Source organism: Arthrobacter pigmenti, assembly GCF_011927905.1.
Lineage (GTDB): Bacteria > Actinomycetota > Actinomycetes > Actinomycetales > Micrococcaceae > Arthrobacter_D > Arthrobacter_D pigmenti.
The window spans coordinates 769,965-788,151 of record NZ_JAATJL010000001.1 but is presented as its reverse complement, the minus strand read 5'-3'; the positions used below and the strand labels follow the sequence as shown (position 1 = coordinate 788,151).

General features: G+C 63.6%; 12 protein-coding genes and 1 pseudogene. 7 read left to right on the top strand and 6 right to left on the bottom strand.

The features are described from left to right. Nucleotides 1–7: 7 nt before the first annotated feature. Nucleotides 8–181: a DUF1737 domain-containing protein gene (locus tag BJ994_RS03725; RefSeq protein WP_167991605.1), complete on the top strand. Its 174-nt coding sequence runs from the start codon at nucleotides 8–10 to the stop codon at nucleotides 179–181. A gap of 163 nt (nucleotides 182–344) precedes the next feature. Here BJ994_RS03725 and BJ994_RS03720 read toward each other — a convergent pair whose 3' ends face one another. Beyond that, nucleotides 345–1,304, bottom strand: coding sequence for a hypothetical protein (locus tag BJ994_RS03720; protein ID WP_167991602.1), 960 nt, complete (start codon nucleotides 1,302–1,304; stop codon nucleotides 345–347). 307 nt (nucleotides 1,305–1,611) lie between these two features. Between BJ994_RS03720 and BJ994_RS03715 the strand changes: the two genes are divergently transcribed. From BJ994_RS03715 to BJ994_RS03700, 4 genes are read left to right on the top strand one after another with little or no spacing between them, the layout of a single operon-like run. Next, nucleotides 1,612–2,133, top strand: a complete 522-nt coding sequence (locus BJ994_RS03715) for a gamma carbonic anhydrase family protein (RefSeq protein ID WP_167991600.1) — start codon at nucleotides 1,612–1,614, stop codon at nucleotides 2,131–2,133. Nucleotides 2,134–2,183: 50 nt separating this feature from the next. After that, a complete protein-coding gene (locus BJ994_RS03710) occupies nucleotides 2,184–2,849 on the top strand; it encodes a winged helix-turn-helix domain-containing protein (RefSeq protein WP_167991598.1) in 666 nt (221 codons plus the stop codon). Continuing rightward, nucleotides 2,846–4,078 carry an MFS transporter gene (locus BJ994_RS03705; RefSeq protein ID WP_167991597.1) on the top strand — a complete coding sequence of 411 codons (1,233 nt, stop codon included), beginning with the start codon at nucleotides 2,846–2,848 and terminating at the stop codon, nucleotides 4,076–4,078. The genes BJ994_RS03710 and BJ994_RS03705 overlap by 4 nt, the downstream gene beginning before the upstream one ends. A 39-nt stretch (nucleotides 4,079–4,117) precedes the next feature. Then, entirely contained in the window at nucleotides 4,118–5,194 is a 1,077-nt protein-coding gene (locus tag BJ994_RS03700; protein ID WP_167991594.1) for a Gfo/Idh/MocA family protein, read from the top strand. 32 nt (nucleotides 5,195–5,226) lie between these two features. Here the strand turns inward: BJ994_RS03700 and BJ994_RS03695 are convergent. The 5 genes and pseudogenes from BJ994_RS03695 to purH all read right to left on the bottom strand — a co-directional run bounded on the left by BJ994_RS03695 (nucleotide 5,227) and on the right by purH (nucleotide 13,895). Beyond that, a pseudogene (locus BJ994_RS03695) lies at nucleotides 5,227–6,215 on the bottom strand (bile acid:sodium symporter family protein). A gap of 169 nt (nucleotides 6,216–6,384) precedes the next feature. Beyond that, nucleotides 6,385–8,595, bottom strand: a complete 2,211-nt coding sequence (locus BJ994_RS18330; RefSeq protein ID WP_280801299.1) for an LPXTG cell wall anchor domain-containing protein — start codon at nucleotides 8,593–8,595, stop codon at nucleotides 6,385–6,387. 89 nt (nucleotides 8,596–8,684) lie between these two features. Next, nucleotides 8,685–9,815, bottom strand: coding sequence for a hypothetical protein (locus BJ994_RS03685; RefSeq protein ID WP_167991592.1), 1,131 nt, complete (start codon nucleotides 9,813–9,815; stop codon nucleotides 8,685–8,687). 172 nt (nucleotides 9,816–9,987) lie between these two features. Beyond that, nucleotides 9,988–12,207 (bottom strand): NADP-dependent isocitrate dehydrogenase, encoded by a 2,220-nt coding sequence (locus tag BJ994_RS03680; RefSeq protein WP_167991590.1) that lies wholly within the window; start codon nucleotides 12,205–12,207, stop codon nucleotides 9,988–9,990. 71 nt (nucleotides 12,208–12,278) lie between these two features. After that, nucleotides 12,279–13,895 carry a bifunctional phosphoribosylaminoimidazolecarboxamide formyltransferase/IMP cyclohydrolase gene (gene purH / locus BJ994_RS03675; RefSeq protein ID WP_167991587.1) on the bottom strand — a complete coding sequence of 539 codons (1,617 nt, stop codon included), beginning with the start codon at nucleotides 13,893–13,895 and terminating at the stop codon, nucleotides 12,279–12,281. Nucleotides 13,896–14,048: 153 nt separating this feature from the next. On the opposite strand from purH, the gene BJ994_RS03670 reads away from it, so the two are divergent. Continuing rightward, nucleotides 14,049–15,398, top strand: a complete 1,350-nt coding sequence (locus BJ994_RS03670; protein ID WP_167991585.1) for an MFS transporter — start codon at nucleotides 14,049–14,051, stop codon at nucleotides 15,396–15,398. Between the two features lie 56 nt (nucleotides 15,399–15,454). Then, complete coding sequence (locus BJ994_RS03665) at nucleotides 15,455–18,157, top strand: alpha-amylase family glycosyl hydrolase (RefSeq protein ID WP_167991583.1); 2,703 nt, start codon at nucleotides 15,455–15,457, stop codon at nucleotides 18,155–18,157. Nucleotides 18,158–18,187 lie beyond the last annotated feature (30 nt).

The window sequence follows — 18,187 nt, the reverse complement described above, 5'->3', positions numbered from 1 at the left end:
AGGAACCATGACCGACGAAGCACCCCTGCGTTACCGCGTATTGACCGGACAGGACGACAAGGCGTTCTGCGCCCGCGTCAGCGAAGCCCTCGAAAGCGGTTACCGACTGCACGGCTCCCCTGCGCTCACCTACAACGGGGACCGCGTGATCGTTGCCCAGGCATTGGTGCTGGAGGACTGACTGGTTCCTTCTCGGGCGTTTCCCCCGTCGGCTGACTTCTGCTTCGGGAGCAAACCAGACAAAGGTGAGCAGCATATCCCTCACCTCGGTCTGGCTTAGCCGATTCCGCGTCCGGGTTGCTCACCCCGTGTCCGGGTTGCTCACCTTGAACCCTACCGGCCTTTTACGCGCCGCGACTCAGCCGCGGCAATCCAGCTTTGGTCAGGTCGCGAGCGAGCGCGTTGGGGTTGACCGCTTCATTCCACTCCCACCGAACGACGTTCTTGCCTGTAGCTCGTATGCGGTTCTCCCGATTCTTCTCATCGATGACGGCCTGCGCGGGAGTCCGTCCCTGCAGATACTCCGGCTTCATATACTTACCGCGCCCATCGAACTCTCCTACGAGCGCATGGTCCTTCCAATAGAAATCGGCCTTCGCTACTAGGCCGCGTTCGTCCATTACGGGATGCTGCAGCTCCGGCGCGGGAAATCCGAGCTCAGCCATATGCACCCTGCTCAGAGATTCTCCCGGATATATGGCCAAGCCATCGGCGAAACTAAGGACGCGCCATGCCTTGCGCCGCTTCACACCGGAAGGCAAATCCTCGATGCACTCCGCGACCTGCGCCTTGGTTACTGGTTGGGGATGCAGTTCGGCAGGCAGGGGTTTGGCGTTCAACAGCCGGTCCATCACGGCGACTGCCCAGGGAAAGTCATAGGTTAGTGCAAGAGCAACCGCTGTCTGAATCTTCCCCGTGACCAGGTCCCGGCCGAGCTCGGTGATGTCCAGATGGGAAGGATCAACCGTGATCCTGTGAACACCGTTACCGCTCTTGCGCCCGCTCCCGACCGGCACCATTACCTGAACATCCGAAGGAAGAGCAGGGCGCGGAAGCCCCCACAGAACTCCGGCGGTCTTCACGCCGAAGACGGGGACCTGGCGAGCCGACCGCGTCACAGCTGCGAGCATGCCGCGATAGCGCTGCTCGTCCTCAAGCTGGCCCCAGCCCTGTGCATCGACGTAGCATCCGTGCCTGATCCGCAGCAGTTCGCCGTTCTTGGCCCGGCGGGCGAGCTCCCTCGGCCACCCCTCCTCGTAGGGCTTGTCCGCGCTGGTTCGGATTCGAATCGGGAAGTCCTCCATGGTTTCCAGCTAACCGCGGCAGGATCCTCGATGTAGGCGAAAGGTCTGCTATGTGGATAACGTCAGCAAGATTGGGTCAGGGCCGGGAGCAAGCCCGACGGCCCAACGCAGGGACCAAATAAGACTGAGGTGTCCAACCTTTCCCTCACCGCGGCCCAGGTCAGTCCACGGCCAGTCCAGATTGCTCACGACTGTGTCGAGGTTGGTCCAAGACCAGGCCGGATTGCTCCGTGATCGATCCGGGCTACCTAAAATCAACACCACCGAGACGATATCGACCGAATTTCGCACCGGATACGCTGAGCGCATGGGACACATCATCACATTCGCAGGCCACACACCGTCCATCGCGGAGTCCGTGTTCGTCGCGCCGACGGCATCGATCATCGGAAACGCCGGGCTCGGTGAGAACTCCAGCGCCTTCTACGGTGTCTGCGTACGCGCGGACACCGAATCGATCACCGTCGGCGAAGGCACGAACCTCCAGGACAACGTCGTCCTCCACGCCGATCCCGGCTTCCCGACGACGGTGGGAGACCGCGTGAGCATCGGACACAGCGCCGTGGTCCACGGATGCGCCATCGGGAACGACTGCCTCATCGGCATGAGCGCCACCGTCATGAACGGGGCGAATATCGGCGAGGGATCGCTCGTGGCCGCGGGCGCCGTCGTACTCGAAGGAACCCAGATACCGCCGCGCTCGCTGGTGGCGGGAGTGCCCGCCAGGGTACGGCGGGAACTGAGCGACGAGGAATTGGAGGGCGTGAAGCAGAATGCCGCCCGCTATCAGGAGCTTGCCGCAGCACATCGTACAACTCTCGAAAAATGATTCTAAAGAACTCTTGCTAAAGAGTCCTTTAGAAAGCCATACTGGGTGGCATGACCAACGGCGACGGCGCCCGCACCTTCCCTGACGGCGTCACCTACCGCGGGCCAGCGAACGAACAGGTTGTCAGCGACCCGGTTCGCATTCGAGCCCTGGCGCACCCGGCGCGTCTCGAACTGCTCGACGTGCTGAATGACAAAGGCGAAGCGACCGCCACAGAGTGTGCTGCGGCAATCGGGGAATCGGTCGCGAGCTGTTCCTACCACCTGCGCATGCTTGCGAAACACGGCTACATCGAGAAGGTTGACCGGCCCGGGCGGGAGAAGCCGTGGAAGACGGTTTCGCACAGCCGCTCGCAAGTCATCGATAGGAACGCGCCCGGCTCGGTCCACGCGGTATCCGCGATGGCCAGCATCCACGTACACCGCCAGGCGGATCGCATCCAGTCCTGGCTACAGCGTGCTCCTCAACTGCCCGTGGACGACATCGATGTCGCCTCGATCATGCGCTCGAGCTTCTATGCCACCCACGAGGAAATCCGGCAGTTCCGCGATGATCTCCTGGAGCTCAGCCGTCGCTTTGACGGCCGGTGGCAACACCCCGAGCAGCGTCCCGAGGGCTCTCTTCCCGCCCAGATCTTCGCGGTGCTCAATATTGATCCTGACGGCAGCGGCGCCGATGCCAAAGCCGGCGCCGCTGACCCAAAGGAAAGCGAATGAGCGCCGACGTACAGCCCCACGCCGACGTCGCGACCAACCGCGAGATCCTGCGCATACCGGCCTTCCGGCGGCTCGGTCTGGCCTGGATCTTCAGCAACTTCGGTGACTCCGCGCTCTATCTCACGGCCGCAATCTGGGTGAAGCAGCTGACCGGGAGCGACGCGGCCGCGGGCCTGGTTTTCGCGGCGCTGGGACTCCCGGCACTGCTGGCTCCGCTGACCGGGCAGCTCGCCGACCGCTTCCGACGGGTGCCGGTGCTGGCCGTGACCAACGTGGCTGCCGCCGTCGTCGTACTGGCCCTGCTGCTGGTGCGCTCCGCAGACCACCTCTGGCTCATCTACGTGGTGATCTTTGTCTATGCGAACGCGTCCTACGTGACCGCGGCGGCCCAATCCGGTGTGCTGCGCGACCTGCTGCCGGACCGCATGCTCGCTCCAGCCAACGGGATGCTCAGCAGCATCGACCAGGGGCTGCGTATTGTGTCGCCACTGATCGGCGCCGGCATTCTGGGGCTGTGGGGAATGGACTGGGTGGTGGGGATGACCTGTGTGTCGTTCCTCGTTGCGGCAGCTGTACTCAGTAGGCTGCGGGTTGCCGAATCGGTGCACGAGCGCGGACAGGAGTCCTTCTGGGCGACCAGCACCGCGGGTTTCCGGTTCCTGTTCGCGCACGCCCTGCTTCGCCCGGCTCTGCTGACGCTGGTCATCGCCGTCGGAGCGACCGGCGTCCTGAACGTCACCATCTTCGCAACCACCGAACAGGGCCTTGGCATGCCTCCGGAGTTCCTCAGCGTGCTCATCAGCTGCCAGGGCGTGATGTCAGTGGTCGGCGGGCTTACCGCGAGCATGGTCATCCGGCGGCTGGGCATCCGACGGACGATCGTCGTCGGGATCCTGCTGCTCAGCGTGGCGGTCTTCGGCTCCGGCGTGCCCGTGCTTGGTGTGGTTCTTGGCTCCACAGTGTTGCTGGGTATCGGCGTTCCGTGGGCGATCATCGCCTTCGTTACGCTACGCCAGCAGGAAACCCCGCCCGCAATGCAGGGACGCACGTCCGCCGCCACCAACATGATGATCAACGTCCCGCAGGTGGGCGCGTCCGTGCTCGCTGCGGCGCTGTTGAGCATCATCGATTACCGCATGTTGATTCTCGCGATGACGGTGCTGTGCTTCCTGAGCGTGCTACCGCTGGTTCTGCGGAGGAGGTCCGCGGCGGTGAATCGCGCGATGTAACGGGTGGACGCGACCGGCAGGATTGGGAAGTATGAGGAGATGACTCCAAAAACCCGCTTCCCTGTGCCGCCGTGTGTCGAGCCCGGTGCGCCATCCCCTTTCACCGCCACCGGAGAACCGTTGCGGTGGGGCGTCGTTGCGACCGGCGGCATCGCACGATCGGTGACAGAGGACCTGGCGCAACTTGAGGACGCCGTGCTGCAGGCCGTCAGTTCCCGCAGCGAAGAACGGGCACGGACTTTCGCGCAGACCCACGGCTTCGCGACTGCCCATTACGACGACGACGACGCCCGCGGCTTCGAGCTCCTCGCGCAGGATCCGGAAGTGGACGTGGTGTACATCGCCACCCCGCACGGGCAGCACTTCGAGGTGTGCAAGGCTGCGTTGACGGCAGGTAAGCATGTGCTCTGCGAGAAGGCCTTCACCGTCAACGCGCGAGAGGCTGAAGAACTCATCGACCTGGCGCGCGAGAAGGGCCTGTTCCTCATGGAGGCGGTCTGGTCACGCTTCCTGCCGAGCCTTAACCGTGCCTGGGAGATCATTCACTCGGGCGAGCTCGGCGAGATCGGCTGGGTACAGGCCGACCTCGGCTTCCCCTCAACCTATGACCCCGCCGCCCGCCTGTGGGACCCACTGGCAGGCGGCGGCGCCCTCCTCGACCTCACCGTTTACCCGACGACGTGGGCGCTTGGCGCCTTGGGCTTCCCGACGTCAGTCTCCGCGGAAGCCACACTGAACGACGACGGCGTCGACGCACAGAATGCGCTCACCCTCACTTACGCGAGCGGGGCGCAGGCCCAGCTGTCGTCGTCGTTGGTGGCTTCCGGGCCCAGCCAGGCCACTGTCGCCGGCAGCAAGGGGTGGCTGCGGACATCGTCTCCGCTTCATAACCCGCGGGAACTCGTCATCCAGGCCTTCAATGGGGAATCGCGGGTGGAGGAGTTCGAACGGGTAGGCAACGGCTACGCGTACGAGCTCCGCGAGACCACGCGCTGCATCCAGTCAGGACTCCTGGAGAGCCCCACCATGCCACTGCAACACACCCTCGACACCATGCGCATGTTCGACGGCGTCAGGGCACAGCTCGGCGTTCGCTACGCCAACGACAACCGGTAAGCGGGCAACCGCACGAGCGGGCGTCGACCGCCTCAGCTGGCGACGCCCGCTTCCGGTGCTGGCTGCACCTCGTCAGCCAGGCCCCGGCGGCGCCAGTATGCGGCCAGCAGCGCACCGGAGACGTTGTGCCACACCGAGAAGATGGCTGCCGGGAGAGCCGATTCCGGTGTCATGTGGGTGCGTGCCAGCCCCGCGGCCAGGCCCGAGTTCTGCATCCCGACCTCGATGGCAGTTGTGCGGCGGGCTCGAACAGGGAGCTTGAACAGCCGGGCTGCGGTGTACCCGAGCGCAAAGCCAAGCCCGTTATGGAGGATCACCGCGAGCAGCACAAGCAGGCCCGCGGAGAAGATGGCGTCAGCGCTCAGGCCTACTACTGCCATGACCACGAGCGTGATGGCTGCGACCGAGATCCAGGGCAAGACAGGCAGTGCCGCCGCCACGAGCCGTGGAAGGAGCAGACGTGCGGCCAGTCCGAGCGCAACGGGGATCAGCACAATCTGGACGATGGACCACGCCATGGATCCGGCGTCGACCGGGAGGTATTGTCCGGCCAGCCACAGGGTCAGCAACGGCGTGAATATCGGAGCCAGCAGCGTCGACACGGTTGTCATCGCGACGGACAGTGCCACATCACCCTTCGCGAGGTAGGACACAACATTCGACGCCGTGCCGCCGGGGCAGCAACCGACCAGAATCACACCGGCTGCCAGCGCGGCAGGAAGTCCGAGGACAGATGCGACCAGGAGTCCCAGCAGGGGCATCACCACGAACTGAGCGACGACGCCGATCACCACCGGGATCGGTCGCCTCGCGATCACTGCGAAATCCGGAGGAGTCAGCGTCAGGCCCATCCCGAACATGATGACGCCCAGCAGCGGGTTGATGCAGGGGCCAATCCTGTGAACGCAGTTGGCATCAACAGAGCTACCGCGCCTCCGCCCAGAACCAGCAGCGGAAATAGCGTGACGGCGATGCGGGCGTTGCGTTCCTCTGACGACACAGCGGGGCGTTGCGAATTCATGGTTCAAGCAGTAACACGAACATTTCCGCGCAACTTACTCGGACAGGAATTGTTACGCGAGGCACCTAATGTTGGGCTTGGCTCCGTGCTCGGCCTCTCAACAAGCGGCTGCTTCTGACGTGGCTAGTTGGCCGGAGCTCGATCTGCTCCGGCCAACTTGCCTTCGTCATTAGATCCGCACTGTGCGAACCCGGCGTGCGACCAGGGCGACGCCGCTTATGACGAGCAGGCCTCCCATCAGAAGCAACAGCGACGAATCGACGCCGGTCTGAGCGAGACTGCCGCGAGCCGCTGAGCCTGCTGTGCCTGCAGCGCTCGTTGCGTTCGTTGCGGCGCGGTCCGCGACGCCTGCGCCGGCCGTGACGCCCGCACTGGCCAGGACAACCCTGAAGTCGGTGCCGTTGTTGAGTCCGTTGTCCGTTCCGGCTCCTGGCGTCCCGTTGCCGTCATCACCCGTGGCTGGCCCCTGAGGATCGGTGGGATCCGTGGGATCCGTTGAGTCCGTTGGGTCCGTTGGATCAGTGGGATCCGTGGGATCCGTGGGATCCGTTGAGTCCGTTGGGTCCGTTGGATCCGTGGGATCCGTGGGATCCGTGGGATCCGTTGGGTCCGTGGGATCCGTTGGGTCCGTGGGATCCGTTGGGTCCGTGGGATCCGTTGGGCCTGTGGGATCATCCGGGTTCCCTGCAGCCGAACCGCAATCGGAGGTGGAGGTGTCACCAATCACCGAGACTGCGTTACACCCGACGTTCACGGGGACCACGACATCAACACTCCCGATGACATCCCCCACCAGGGAATCATCCGAACCACCGCCAGCAGAGCCACCGTTACTTCCCGACGAGCCACCATTGGCAGTTGCCGCTGATTCGCAGTTCGAAGATGAGCTGTCGCCAATCACCGACACCGCGTTGCACCCAACATTGACCGGTGCGATAGCGCCGAGATCAAGTCCGATGTCGCCGAGCAAACCGTCATCGGCGCTGCCTTCCGAACTGCTGTCGGCACCACCGGAGGTTGCACCACCAGCAGCCGCATCCGAGCCCTCAGTCGAGGAATCACCAATCACCGACACCGCATTCCCGCTGACATTCACCGGAGCCACAGCCTCAACCACAGCGGCCACATCACCGACCAGACCGTCATCCGACGACCCACCAGCAATACCGCCACCACCAGACGTGGAACCGCCAGCCGCAGCATCCGAACCGCCAGTCGAGGAATCACCAATCACCGACACCGCATTCCCGCTGACATTCACCGGAGCCACAGCCTCAACCACAGCGGCCACATCACCGACCAGACCGTCATCCGACGACCCACCAGCAATACCGCCACCACCAGACGTGGAACCGCCAGCCGCAGCATCCGAACCGCCAGTCGAGGAATCACCAATCACCGACACCGCATTCCCGCTGACATTCACCGGAGCCACAGCATCAACATCACCGACAACATCGCCCACCAGCGAATCATCCGAACTACCGGATTCCGAACTGCTGTCGGCACCACCGGAGGTTGCACCACCAGCAGCCGCATCCGAGCCCTCAGCCGAGGAATCACCAATCACCGACACCGCATTCCCGCTGACATTCACCGGAGCCACAGCCTCAACCACAGCGGCCACATCACCGACCAGACCCTCATCCGACGACCCACCAGCAACACCGCCACCACCAGACGTAGAACCACCAGCCGCAGCACCCGAACCGCCAGTCGACGAATCACCAATCACCGACACCGCATTCCCGCTGACATTCACCGGAGCCACAGCCTCAACCACAGCGGCCACATCACCGACCAGACCGTCATCCGACGACCCACCAGCAACACCGCCACCACCAGACGTAGAACCACCAGCCGCAGCACCCGAACCGCCAGTCGACGAATCACCAATCACCGACACCGCATTCCCGCTGACATTCACCGGAGCCACAGCCTCAACCACAGCGGCCACATCACCGACCAGACCGTCATCCGACGACCCACCAGCAACACCGGCACCACCAGACGTGGAACCACCAGCCGCAGCATCCGAACCGCCAGTCGACGAATCACCAATCACCGACACCGCATTCCCGCTGACATTTACCGGAGCCACAGCCTCAACCACAGCCGTCACACCGCCAAGTAGCGAATCATCCTCGCCGGACGATGCCTCGCTGCCAGCGGCTACTCCCCCGCCCGATGACGACGTCGACCCCTCAGAGGAAGCGTCCCCAATCACCGAAACGGCGTTACCGCTGACATTCACTGGCGCACTTACGCCGCCCAATACTTCTGTGCCGGGTTCCGCGGCGGACGCCGCCCCAGCGCCAAGGACCAGAATGCCCCCGGCTAGGAGGAATACTTTGATCCCTCGTTGTATGCACGTTTGCATGATGTTTTCTCCTGAATTGATGTTTGACGTGGCGCTTCGAGCGCCACAGAAGCTCTTCTGCTACCGCGTGGAGGGCAGCGACGAGCTCATCAATCGGGAGTTGAGCCGGGATCGAAAGTTGGCCCCTGAGGCAGTGCCGCGGAGTCGCGGGACTGCCTGGGGTCCGTCGAAGAAAATGCAGGATCGAATGACGATGGCATGTCAGCAGCACCAACGCCGCCTGGCCCAGCGGATCCAGCGGAGGCAGAACCGGCGCCGGAACTGAGCATTGGCGAACCCGTTGGCGAGGCGGCTGGCTGGGCGTCCGCGAGCGTCAGCAAAGGAGCTTCCTGCACAACAAACTCGTCACCGGAGACAAATATCGGCGACGACGTCAGGTCGACCGGCGGGCCACTAACCGTGATGCTCGACGAACCCACGCGCTTACCCGCCGGACGATCGTCAGCAGCAACCGATGTCGTCGTGACAGGAACTCCCGAGACGCCGTTGGAGTCGGGAGGAATTGTCTGCTCGCTATCGACTACGGAAGCCACTGGTGCGCGCTCGGGAACAACGGGTTCGATAACATCGGGTGCCGGCACCGCCGGTGCAACAGGATCCGAGACAGGCTCAACCACATCTACGACCGGGTCCACGACATCCACAACAGGATCAACAACCGGCGTCACCACATGTTCAACAACATCGACCACCGGTTCCACTGTCTCGATCACAGGATCCACGGCATCGACGACGGGCGTGAGAACCCGCTGTACCGGCGTAAGCACCGGCTCAACGGTTGTATCCACCGCATCAAGAACCGGCTGCGTGACCCTTGAAGTTGTCCCCTCGGGAACTACCCGGTTGACCACCGGAACCTGCGACACCACCGAATCAACCAGGGAGGTAACCGGTGCAACTGTCTCGGCAACGCTCACTTCACCGATGAGCTCGGGTACGTTGCTGACGACGTCGGACACTGGCGGAACAGCCGAAGCCGACGACGACGGCACCACCGCTTCAACGGCCGGCTTCAATGACGAACCGACTTCTTCCAACACAGCTTCCGTGGGAGTCGCAACTGACTCGACCACGGAGGTGAGGGCGCCGGATAGGCCATGGCCGTCGTCGTCGGCTGTTGCTGTAGCGGCGGAAAACGCCAGAAAACCCAGCGCTCCACAGCCGCCGAGAAGTGAGATGCGCAGGCCGGCAGCGGCAGATCGGCGAATGCGCCTTTCCATCTGTCACCACCCCCTGTGGATCGCTTCCCCAGGAATCAAGGAAAGCATGCTTCCAATTCGGTGTAAATAGTCACTTGGATGGGCTAACTCCTAAAAACTTCTCCACCCACACGAAAGGCCCCGGATTCACGCGAAAAAGTGCGCGAATCCGGGGCCGCCGAGAAGCAGATGATCAGCTAAGCGAGGACAGAACCTCGTTGAGCTTTGCGGAGGGACGCATCACCGAAACGACCTTCTCGATGTCGGGACGGTAGTAGCCACCGATGTCCACGGGTGATCCCTGGACTGCAAGCAGCTCGGAAACGATGGTTTCTTCGTTCGACGTGAGTTCCTTCGCGACGGCGGAGAAGGCAGCTGCCAGTTCTGCGTCCTCGGCCTGCTCGGCCAGCTCCTTCGCCCAGAACTGTGCAAGGTAGAAGTGGCTGCCGCGGTTATCCAGTTCGCCGGCCTTACGGCTGGGCGACTTGTTCTCCAGGAGGAAGGTGGCGGTGGCGCGGTCCAGCGTGTCCGCCAGAATCTGCGCCCTCGCGTTGCCCGTGGAGGTGGCGAGATGCTCGAAACTCACGGCGAGTGCGAGGAACTCACCCAGGCTGTCCCAGCGCAGGTGGTTCTCGCGGACCAGCTGCTGCACATGCTTGGGAGCCGATCCACCGGCGCCGGTCTCGAACAGGCCGCCACCGTTGATCAACGGGACGATGGACAGCATCTTGGCGCTGGTGCCCAGCTCAAGGATGGGGAACAGGTCCGTGAGATAGTCGCGCAACACGTTTCCGGTGACGGAAATGGTGTCCTCGCCCTTGCGGATGCGCTCAAGGGTGAACGCGGTGGCCTTGACGGGCGAGAGGATCTCGAGCTGGAGTCCCTCCGTGTCATGGTCCAACAGGTACTCCCGAACCTTGGCAATGAGGTTGGCATCATGGGCGCGGTCCTCATCAAGCCAGAAGACGGCTGGCGTAGCGGAGGCGCGGGCACGGGTAACGGCCAGCTTCACCCAGTCGCGGATGGCAATGTCCTTGGTCTGGCAGGCACGCCAGATGTCGCCCGGCTGCACCTCGTGCTCGATCAGCACTGCGCCCGATCCGTCGAGAATCTGGACCGTACCGGCGGTCTCGATCTCGAAGGTCTTGTTGTGGCTGCCGTACTCCTCCGCTGCCTGCGCCATGAGGCCTACGTTCGGAACGGTACCCATGGTGGTTGGGTCGAAGGCGCCGTTGGCGCGGCAGTCATCAAGCACCACCTGGTAGATACCGGCGTAGGAACTGTCCGGCAGGACCGCGAGGGTGTCCGCTTCCTGACCATCCGGGCCCCACATGTGGCCGGAGGTGCGGATCATGGCCGGCATGGAGGCGTCGACAATCACGTCGCTGGGCACGTGCAGGTTGGTGATGCCTTTGTCTGAATCGACCATCGCCAGGTCCGGGCCGTCGTCGAGCCCCTTGCGAATGGCGGCCTCAACCTCACCGCGCACGTCCTCGGGAAGCTTGTCCAGCCCGCTCAGGATGGAGCCGAGGCCGTTGTTCGGGCTCAGGCCTGCAGCCTCGAGCTGCTCGCCGTAAGAGGCGAAAACCTCGGGCATGAACGCGCGGACGATGTGGCCGAAGATGATCGGGTCCGAGACTTTCATCATCGTTGCCTTCAGGTGTGCGGAGAACAGCACGCCGTCGTTCTTCGCAAGCTGAACCTGCGCGGCGAGGAACTCATCAAGCGCCGCTGCGCGCATCACCGTTCCGTCGATCACTTCACCGGCGAGCACGCCGAAGGCCTTCTTCAGAACGGTTGCAGTACCGTCTTCAGCGACGTGCTGGATGGTGAGGGAATCGTCTGCCTTGATCACCACTGACAACTCGTTAGAACGGAAGTCGCCGTCGCTCATGGTTGCGACGTTGGTCTTGGAGTCGGCTGTCCAGGTACCCATGGTGTGCGGGTTCTTGCGTGCGTAGTTCTTCACAGATTGGGGTGCGCGGCGGTCCGAGTTGCCCTCACGCAACACGGGGTTCACGGCTGAGCCCTTGATCTTGTCATACCGCGCGCGAACATCCACTTCCTCATCGCTTGAGGGGCTGTCCGGGTAGTCCGGGAGCGCGTAGCCCTGGCCCTGGAGCTCGGTAATGGCGGCCTTCAGCTGCGGAACCGAGGCGCTGATGTTGGGCAGCTTGATGATGTTGGCTTCAGCCTTGGTGGCCAATTCACCCAGTTCGGCCAATGCGTCACCGATGCGCTGTTCCTCGGTCACGTAGTCGCTGAAGTTCGCAATGATGCGGCCGGCCAGTGAGATGTCGCGGGTTTCCACCTCCACACCCGCCGTCGAAGCGTACGCTTCGATGATCGGCAGGAACGAGTACGTGGCCAGCATGGGCGCTTCGTCGGTGTGGGTATAGATGATTCTGGCCATTGTTAGGCGTCTCCCTGAGGGTCTTTATGTGCTGAATTATGTTGGTGCTTCAACGTGTCTAACGTACCGGTTCAGTGAAAGAAGTGGCGTGCCCCGGTGAAGTACATGGTGATACCGGCGGCCGTCGCGGCGTCGATAACCTCCTGGTCGCGCACCGAACCGCCGGGCTGGACGACGGCGCGGACACCGGCGTCGATCAGGATCTGCAGACCATCTGCGAAGGGGAAGAACGCGTCCGACGCCGCCACGGCGCCGCGCGCGCGCTCCTCACCGTCACCGTCGAGCGTGTTGGCCCGCTCCACCGCGAGGCGGCAGGAATCGAGCCGGTTGACCTGCCCCATTCCGACGCCGACGGCGGCACCGTCCCGGGCGAGCAGGATTGCGTTGGACTTCGCGGCACGGCACGCGGTCCAGGCAAAGGCGAGATCGGCGAGGGTTGCCTCATCAGCCGGCTCGCCCGCGGCGAGGGTCCAGTTCTCCGGATTGTCGCCGTCGGCCTGCACGGTGTCGCTGACCTGGAGGAGCACTCCGCCTGAGACCTGCCGGATTTCCGTCGGGTACCGGTCATAGCCTTCAGGCAGCGCGAGAAGGCGGATGTTCTTCTTCTGCGACAGGATCGCCACCGCTTCGGGATCGAAACCCGGAGCGATGACAACCTCGGTGAAGATGTCCTTCACGGTCCGGGCCATGCCCGCCGTGACCGTCCGGTTGGCCGCAATCACCCCGCCGAAGGCTGATACCGGGTCACAGGCATGCGCTTTGGCGTGGGCGTCAGCGATTGGATCCACTGCGTCTGCGGAGCCGATGGCAACACCGCATGGGTTCGCATGCTTGATGACGGCGACGGCGGGTTCCGCCAAGTCGAAAGCGGCACGCAGAGCGGCGTCCGCGTCCACGAAGTTGTTGTAGCTCATCGCCTTGCCGTGCAGCTGATCGGCCTGCGCGATTCCCACCGGAGCTGCCTTGTCCACGTAGAGCGCGGCCTGTTGGTGCGGGTTTTCGCCGTAGCGCAGCACCTCGGAGCGCTCGAGCGCGAGACCGGCGTAGGCCGGCCAGTCCACCACGCCGTCCCCGTCTTCGTCGAGGAACTGACTCGCTGTCCAGGTGGCCACCGCATTGTCATAGGAAGCTGTGTGCGCAAAGGCACGGGCTGCGAGCCGCTGGCGCGTCTTCAGATCGAACCCTCCCTCACTGGCGGCTTGCACAACACTGGCGTAGTTCGCGGGATCAACCACAATGGCGACGGCGGCGTGGTTTTTCGCGGCCGAGCGGACCATCGCGGGACCACCGATATCGATCTGCTCGACGACGTCGTCCTGTCCGGCCCCCGACTTGACTGTGTGGACGAACGGATAAAGATTCACCACCACCAGGTCGAAGGCCTCAATCTCCATCTGCGCAAGCGTGTCCATGTGGGCCGGCACCCGACGATCGGCAAGAATCCCGCCGTGAACGCGCGGGTGGAGGGTCTTGACGCGGCCGTCCAGCATCTCGGGCGAGCCTGTAACCTCTTCGACTTCCTGAACCGGAATTCCGGCGGCCGCAATCTTCCTGGCCGTGGAACCGGTCGACACAATACGCACGCCGGCGGAATGCAACCCCTGCGCGAGTTCCTCGAGCCCCGTCTTGTCGTAAACGGAAATCAGCGCGCGGCGGATGGGAACGCGGTCAAGGTTGGTCAAAGTCACGCAGGTCTCCAGGGAATGAGTGCAGTGGGATCGCTCCAAGTCTAAAACACTGCTGCCTGCTCTCTTTAGCCGGGCAGACGGCTTACGAAGCAAGACTGTCCGTGCGCGGCGGTATGGTGTTCGAAAAGTTGGATCCCATGCGAGAGAGCCCCAGTGAGCACCCACACCGAACTTCCCACCGGCGACCAGGTTGTCCAGGACCTGCCGTGGCGCTGGCGGGTGCAGGGCAGAATTTTCCTGATCGGCGGGCTCGGCTTCATGTTCGACGCCTGGGACGTCACACTCAACGGCTACCTCATCCCGTTGCTTTCGGATGAGTGGGGCCTGACGCCGGGGCAGGCTGCCTGGGTGGGCACGTCCAATCTGATCGGCATGGCAGTGGGCGCTTTTGCATGGGGTTCGATCGCCGACATCATCGGTCGCAAGAAGGCGTTCACGGCTACGCTGCTGATCTTTTCCGTGTTCACCGTGCTGGGCGCACTCTCCGGGGATCTCATCTGGTTCTGCATCTTCCGGTTCCTCGCCGGCTTCGGCCTGGGCGGCTGTATCCCGGTCGATTACGCCCTGGTCGGCGAGTTCACACCAAGGAAGCACCGCGGCCGCGTTCTCACCGCCATGGATGGGTGGTGGCCTATCGGCGCAGCCCTGTGCGGTGTGGTCTCGGCGCTGCTCATCGCCGCTTTCGGCGACTGGCGTTACCTCATGCTGGTGATGGTGCTTCCGGCGTTGCTTGTGTTCTGGGTGCGGCGGTCGGTCCCGGAGTCGCCCCTCTATCTGGTCCAGCGTGGACGAACGGACGAGGCGAAGGCCGTGATTAACCAACTGGTCCGGAGCACGGGTGGAACCGCACGGCGATGGCGGCTGCCCGAAGCCGGTGACGATCCACGGCTCACGCTCGGTGGCCTGACCGGGCAGTTCACGGCGCTGTGGCGGTTCAACTGGCGCATCACCCTGGCCGCCTGGGGACTCTTCCTGACCATCCTCCTCGTCTACTACGGCGCCCTGACCTGGATGCCCCAGATCCTCATCACCGCAGGGTTCCGGCAGTCGGTCGCCTTCCTGACAACAGCCGGTATGACGGGCATCGGCTTCCTTGGCGTCGTGGCCGCTGCCCTGCTCGTGGAACGCGTGGGACGAAAGTGGATTCTTGGCGTGTCCGGCCCGCTGTCCGCCGTCGTTCTGGTGATCTTTGCCCTCAGTGTCGAGTTGCCTGTCGTTGCGACGTTCTGGCTGCTGGCGTTTGGCTTCACCATTCAGGTGGCCATTCCGGTTCTCTACACCTATGTGTCGGAGCTCTACCCCACAGAGCTGCGGGGGTCGGGATTCGGTTGGGCGTCAACGGTTTCCCGTGTGGGCGCCGGCCTGGTTCCACTGATCTTCGGCTCGCTGCTGTGGCCGTATCTGGGGCTGCCGCTGACCTTCGCGGCAACGGGTCTTCTTGTGCTGCTCGCAGTGCTGTGGATGGCACTGAAGGCACCCGAGACCCGTGGTGCCGCACTTTAGTTGACAGTCCATGTGAGCTGGGACACTCTAAGGTGATCCACTCTCCCGGAGGTCTCATGCTGGTGCGCCACGCCGCCGTCGTCGTTCTTGCTGCCGTTCTGGCAGCGACAGGATCCGCCCTTCCCGCGCAGGCCAAACCCAAACCGGGACCTGACGGACCAACGGCCCTCACTTCGCTGCGCGCACCGGTGACGGACGAAAATTTCTACTTCGTGATGGCCGACCGCTTCGAAAACGGGACCACCGCGAACGACGACGGCGGGCTGGGCCCCGATCCGATGGTTTCCGGCTTCGACCCCACCCGTAAAGGTTTCTATAACGGCGGTGACCTCCAGGGCCTGCTGGAGCGAATGGACTACATCGAGGGGCTGGGGACCACTTCCATCTGGCTGACGCCGAGTTTCAAGAACAAGCCCGTGCAAACCGCAGACGCTTCGGCCGGCTACCACGGCTACTGGATCACCGATTTCACGCAGATTGACCCGCATTTGGGCAGCAACGCGGATCTGAAGGCGCTCATCGATGAGGCCCACTCGCGGGACATGAAGGTGTACTTCGACATCATCACCAACCACACGGCGGACGTCATCGGCTACGAGGAGGGTGCCCGGATGCCGTATATCTCCAAGGACCGGGAACCCTACCGGACCGCCGCAGGCGAAGAGTTCGATGACCGCGATGTCGCCGGGAGCGAGGACTTCCCGGCGCTCGACAACGAAGAGTCCTTCCCGTACACACCCGTGCTCGAAGCCGGTGAGGAGAACCTCAAGGTGCCGGCCTGGCTCAACGATCCCTCGCTCTACCACAACCGTGGCGACACCACCTTCGCCGGTGAGGATTCCTATTACGGCGACTTCTTCGGACTGGATGACCTCTTCACCGAACACCCCACCGTGGTGGACGGCATGAAGGAGATCTACCAGACGTGGATTGCGGACTTCGGCGTGGACGGATTCCGCATCGACACCATGAAGCACGTCAATGACGAGTTCTGGCAGGAGTTCGGGCCCGACGTCCTGGCATTCGCCCGCGAACAGGGCAAGGACGAGTTCTTCATGTTCGGCGAGGTCTTCGACACCACCAAGGACTTCACTTCCCAGTACACCACCCGCAATTCGATGCAGGCGGTGCTGGACTTCCCGTTCCAGGATGCAGCCCGCGGATTCGCGTCGCGCAGCGCCGACGCCGGCACCCTGGAGGATTTCTTCCTCGCCGATGACTGGTACACCGACACGGATTCGAACGCCTATAGCCTGCCCACGTTCCTCGGGAACCACGACATGGGGCGCATCGGCGGGTTCATCGCCGCTGATAACCCCGGTGCACCGGAATCCGAGCTGCTTGCCCGCGACGGCCTGGCCCATGAGCTCATGTACTTCTCCCGCGGCAACCCGGTGATCTACTACGGTGACGAGCAGGGCTTCACCGGCCCGGGAGGCGACCAGGACGCCCGCCAGACACTATTCGCGAGCCAGGTGCCGGAATACCTCGATGATGACCTGCTGGGAACTTCGTCCACCCACGCCGAGGACAACTTTGACACCAGCCACCCGATGTACCAGAAGATCCAGGAGCTCGCAGAGGTGACGGAGGACCACCCCGCCCTCCGCGACGGCGCACACCAACACCGGTATGCTGCGGACGGCCCGGGAATCTACGCCTTCTCGAGGATCGATACGCGCAGGCAGCGCGAGTATGTGGTGGCACTCAACAACAGCACCAAGGAGCAGACCGCGAGCATCCCCACCTACCTGCCCGGGCGGCCGTTCAAGAAGGTGTACGGCGACGGCGATCGCCAGCTCAAGAGCGAACGCAACGGCACCCTTGAGGTGACCGTGCCCCCGCTTTCAGCAGTGGTGTACGAGGGCGTCAGTCGCATTCCCGGCTCAAAGGCCGCGCCCGCTATCGCCCTCGATACGCCCGCACCGGCTGAGGCGGACAACGGACGGATGCTGGTCCAGGCCGACGTCGATGGCTCCTCGTTCTACCAGGTCACCTTCGAGGCGCGGTCGGACGGCGGCACGTGGACACCCATTGGCACCGACGACAACGCGCCGTACCGCGTATTCCACGACGTCGCGGCGCTCGACCCCGGAACAGACCTGGAGTATCGGGCCGTGGTACTGGACAACAAGCGGCACACCGCGGCGAGTCCTGTTGTCGAAGCGGAGGTACCTGCCGCCGTCGTACGCCTTGAATCTCCCCAGGAGAACGCTTCCGTGCAGGGAACCGTAGAGGTCCGCGCGGTTGCGGAGCCCGAGAAGGCCACGCATGAGGTCACGCTCGAACGAAGCATCGACGGCGGTCCCTGGACCGGGATCGGGACCGACACCTCCTCCCCCGCCTATACCGCGTTCGACGACGTCGCGGGCGTCCCCGACGGGACGGAGATCAGATACCGCGCGGAACTGGGCGGTATCTACAGCGAGGTGCGCACCGTGACGGTCGGCGAGAGCTTTGAGCAACCGGACGCCGTTTCAGCGCCCGGCAGCTTCAACACCGAGATCGGTTGCGCGGAGGACTGGATGCCTGCGTGCGGTGCAGCACAATTGACTCTCGACCCCGCGGATGGGATCTGGCGGCTCTCCGTCGATGTCCCTGCCGGCAATTACGAGTTCAAGGCCGCCCTCAACGGGAACTGGAAAGTGAACTATGGCGCCGGAGGAGCGCCGGGCGGTGCGAATATCCCGTTCACGCACGACGGCGGCCCGGTCACCTTCAGCTACGACCACCGGACGAACGTGATTACTGTCGAATAGGTGCAACGAGTCAGCAGCGGTAGCGTCCCT

What these genes read in the sequence shown, in the direction of transcription:
- BJ994_RS03705 (WP_167991597.1), top strand. Translation starts at nt 2,846, where the DNA reads ATGAGCGCCGACGTACAGCCCCACGCCGACGTCGCGACCAACCGCGAG.
- BJ994_RS03725 (WP_167991605.1), top strand. Translation starts at nt 8, where the DNA reads ATGACCGACGAAGCACCCCTGCGTTACCGCGTATTGACCGGACAGGAC.
- BJ994_RS03700 (WP_167991594.1), top strand. Translation starts at nt 4,118, where the DNA reads ATGACTCCAAAAACCCGCTTCCCTGTGCCGCCGTGTGTCGAGCCCGGT.
- BJ994_RS03715 (WP_167991600.1), top strand. Translation starts at nt 1,612, where the DNA reads ATGGGACACATCATCACATTCGCAGGCCACACACCGTCCATCGCGGAG.
- BJ994_RS03665 (WP_167991583.1), top strand. Translation starts at nt 15,455, where the DNA reads ATGCTGGTGCGCCACGCCGCCGTCGTCGTTCTTGCTGCCGTTCTGGCA.
- BJ994_RS03680 (WP_167991590.1), bottom strand. Translation starts at nt 12,207, where the DNA reads ATGGCCAGAATCATCTATACCCACACCGACGAAGCGCCCATGCTGGCC.
- BJ994_RS03685 (WP_167991592.1), bottom strand. Translation starts at nt 9,815, where the DNA reads ATGGAAAGGCGCATTCGCCGATCTGCCGCTGCCGGCCTGCGCATCTCA.
- BJ994_RS03710 (WP_167991598.1), top strand. Translation starts at nt 2,184, where the DNA reads ATGACCAACGGCGACGGCGCCCGCACCTTCCCTGACGGCGTCACCTAC.
- BJ994_RS18330 (WP_280801299.1), bottom strand. Translation starts at nt 8,595, where the DNA reads ATGCAAACGTGCATACAACGAGGGATCAAAGTATTCCTCCTAGCCGGG.
- BJ994_RS03720 (WP_167991602.1), bottom strand. Translation starts at nt 1,304, where the DNA reads ATGGAGGACTTCCCGATTCGAATCCGAACCAGCGCGGACAAGCCCTAC.